General features: G+C 70.3%; 3 protein-coding genes and 1 pseudogene (1 of these 4 running past the window's edge). All 4 read right to left on the bottom strand.

Annotated features, from left to right (window positions below; all coding sequences use genetic code 11):
* Positions 1 to 210: 210 nt before the first annotated feature.
* Positions 211 to 849: an aspartate/glutamate racemase family protein gene (locus ADL12_RS06515; RefSeq protein WP_062699479.1), complete on the bottom strand. Its 639-nt coding sequence runs from the start codon at positions 847 to 849 to the stop codon at positions 211 to 213.
* Positions 849 to 1,193 (bottom strand): GNAT family N-acetyltransferase, encoded by a 345-nt coding sequence (locus tag ADL12_RS06510; RefSeq protein ID WP_062699477.1) that lies wholly within the window; start codon positions 1,191 to 1,193, stop codon positions 849 to 851. Before ADL12_RS06510 ends, ADL12_RS06515 begins: the two co-directional genes overlap by 1 nt.
* Positions 1,194 to 1,297: 104 nt before the next feature.
* Complete coding sequence (gene panD, locus ADL12_RS06505) at positions 1,298 to 1,720, bottom strand: aspartate 1-decarboxylase (protein ID WP_062699475.1); 423 nt, start codon at positions 1,718 to 1,720, stop codon at positions 1,298 to 1,300.
* 315 nt (positions 1,721 to 2,035) lie between these two features.
* Positions 2,036 to 2,360, bottom strand: a pseudogene (locus tag ADL12_RS58345) (transposase) (it continues 160 nt past the right edge of the window).

Raw genomic sequence — 2,360 nt, 5'->3', positions numbered from 1 at the left:
GGCCGGGTCCGGGGGCTGGGGCTCCGGACCCGGTGTCGGGCCCGGCGTCGGGCTCGGGTGGACAGGATCCGGGTGGACAGGATCCTGATACGGGTTCGTCATGGCGTCCTCCGGCCAATCGGTGCGCGTCGGCTCTGGACTACTCCCCCGCGTACCCGACGGCCGTGCCGCCAGTCACTCACCCGCGTCACCGCGGGCGCCCAGGTGGGCCTACCGCGGGTGCAGCACCTGAGCTCCTGCCGCCAGCCCGGGGCGCGGGCTGGACAGTACGGGCACCGCTGTCGTCGCCAGCTGCCGGGCCCGGGCGATGGAGACCTGGGCGAGGACGATCGCGTCGGCGTCCGTGACGTCGTCCGCCGCGGATGCCACCAGCCGTGCGCAACCGTCGACGTCGCCCGCGTCGAAGCGCTCCCACGCGCCCTCGACGAGTCGGGTCCGCACGTCGACGGGGCGCCCCGCACGGCGGGCCTCCTCCTCGATCAAGGACACCGTCGGGCCGAACGTGCTCTCCACCGTGGCCAGGACGACGACACGGGCCCCCTCGGCCACCGCGGCCGCCGCCATCGGACGGTCAACGCGCAGCACCGGCACCCCCGCCTCTGCCGCGGCCGCCTCCGCGATGCCGCCGATGGTCGAGCAGGTGCACAGCACGGCCCCCGCACCGGCGGCGACGGCCTTGCGCAGTGCGTCCCGGACGTCGTCCGCGACGGCTTCGGGGCCTTCTCGGCGGGCCCGGGCCAGCAGCTCCTCGTCGACGAAGTGCCGCAGTTCCAGGCCCTGATGGTCCTCGTCGCGCAGGGCGTCGAAGACCGGGACGTGCAAGGGCGAGGTGTGCAGGAGGGCGAGCATCAGAACCGCCCCGGGTGCGCCCGCAGCCAGTCCTTCGCCGCCTCCAGCAGGCCGGGGTCGGCCGCGGGGACCTCGGCGGGGTGGCGTTCGGCCCACTTCACGACGTACGGGCACAGCGGCGCGACGACGACTCCCTCGCGCGCCGCCCTGCCGTACAGCTCGCGCGCCAGGGAACCCGCGATGCCCTTCCCCTCGTGGGCCGGCTCCACGACGGTGTGGACGGGGACGAGGGCGCGCGCCGGGGATTCGAGGACGAAGTACTCGATGCGGCCGACCACCTCGTCGTCCTGGAGGGCCTCCAGACGGCCGGCCTGCCGGTCGTCTCGGATCTCGATGTCGCTCATGGCGCACTCCTGGTCCGTCGTCTGGTCCGTCGTCCGTCCGAAGACGGGTGCCGTCTGATACCGAGGGTCGACTGATGCCGAGTGCCGACCGCGCAGGGGCGCGGTCAGGCCGTCGGCACGGCCTGCGGGCTGCGCTCCTGGTCGGAGCCCGGCACCGGCTCGGACGGGTCGGCGCCCAGGGCCACGATCCGGTTGGCGCTGTTCACGTGCACGACCCGCGGCTCGAACTCCCGCGCCTCGGCGTCGGTCATCTGAGCGTAGCTGATGATGATCACCAGGTCGCCGGGGTGGACGAGATGGGCGGCGGCACCGTTGATCCCGATGACCCCCGAGCCGCGCTCGCCCTCGATGACGTACGTCTCCAGGCGGGCGCCGTTGGTGATGTCCACGATGTGGACGAGCTCGCCGGGCAGCAGGTCGGCGGCATCGAGCAGGTCGGCGTCGATGGTCACCGAACCCACGTAGTGCAGGTCGGCCTGGGTGACGGTGGCACGATGGATCTTGGACTTGAACAGAGTACGCAGCACTTTGGACTCCTGAAGGACGGCTCCCTGCCTGCTTTGTGCAGGTCAAGGGCGTTCCTCACTGTACCCCGGCACGCGTCGAAGTCGACGATTGTGAGGAACATCGCTCGGGTCCGGTGAGAAGGCTCCCTGCCTGCGCTTCCGTGCGAACCAGGCTGCTGTGACGTCGCCGACCAAGCACCTTTTCGGATACCTGTCTCGGAAATGTGCGAGGACTGATGCTGATCAGATGCTGACCTACCTGACGACACATTAGGTACATGGGTCACGTCCGCTGGAGTGGTGTATCGACGGCCACTCGGTGATCTCGTTTTGAGGCTATGCGGTGAGTTCGGTGGGCAGGGCGGTGTCGTCGGCTTCTGACTCGATCGGGTGGAGGCGGGCCTTGGCCAGGAGTTCAAGGCCCATGTAGCGGCGGGCTTCGGTCCATTCGTCGTTCTGCTCGGCGAGGATCGCGCCGACCAGGCGGATCAGGGCGGTGCGGTCGGGGAAGATGCCGACCACGTCGGTGCGGCGGCGGATCTCTTTATTGAGCCGTTCCTGCGGGTTGTTCGACCAGATCTGCCGCCAGATCTCCCGCGGGAACGCGGTGAAGGCCAGCAGATCATGCTGGGCGGTATCCAAGTGGGCGGCTGCCTTGGGG

Source organism: Streptomyces regalis, assembly GCF_001509475.1.
GTDB lineage: Bacteria > Actinomycetota > Actinomycetes > Streptomycetales > Streptomycetaceae > Streptomyces > Streptomyces regalis.
Note: the sequence above shows the minus strand (reverse complement) of the source record. Positions and strands in the feature narration are given on the sequence as shown.

Coding starts and splice junctions, on each gene's coding strand:
- ADL12_RS06515 (WP_062699479.1), bottom strand. CDS start 849: ATGCTCGCCCTCCTGCACACCTCGCCCTTGCACGTCCCGGTCTTCGAC.
- ADL12_RS06510 (WP_062699477.1), bottom strand. CDS start 1,193: ATGAGCGACATCGAGATCCGAGACGACCGGCAGGCCGGCCGTCTGGAG.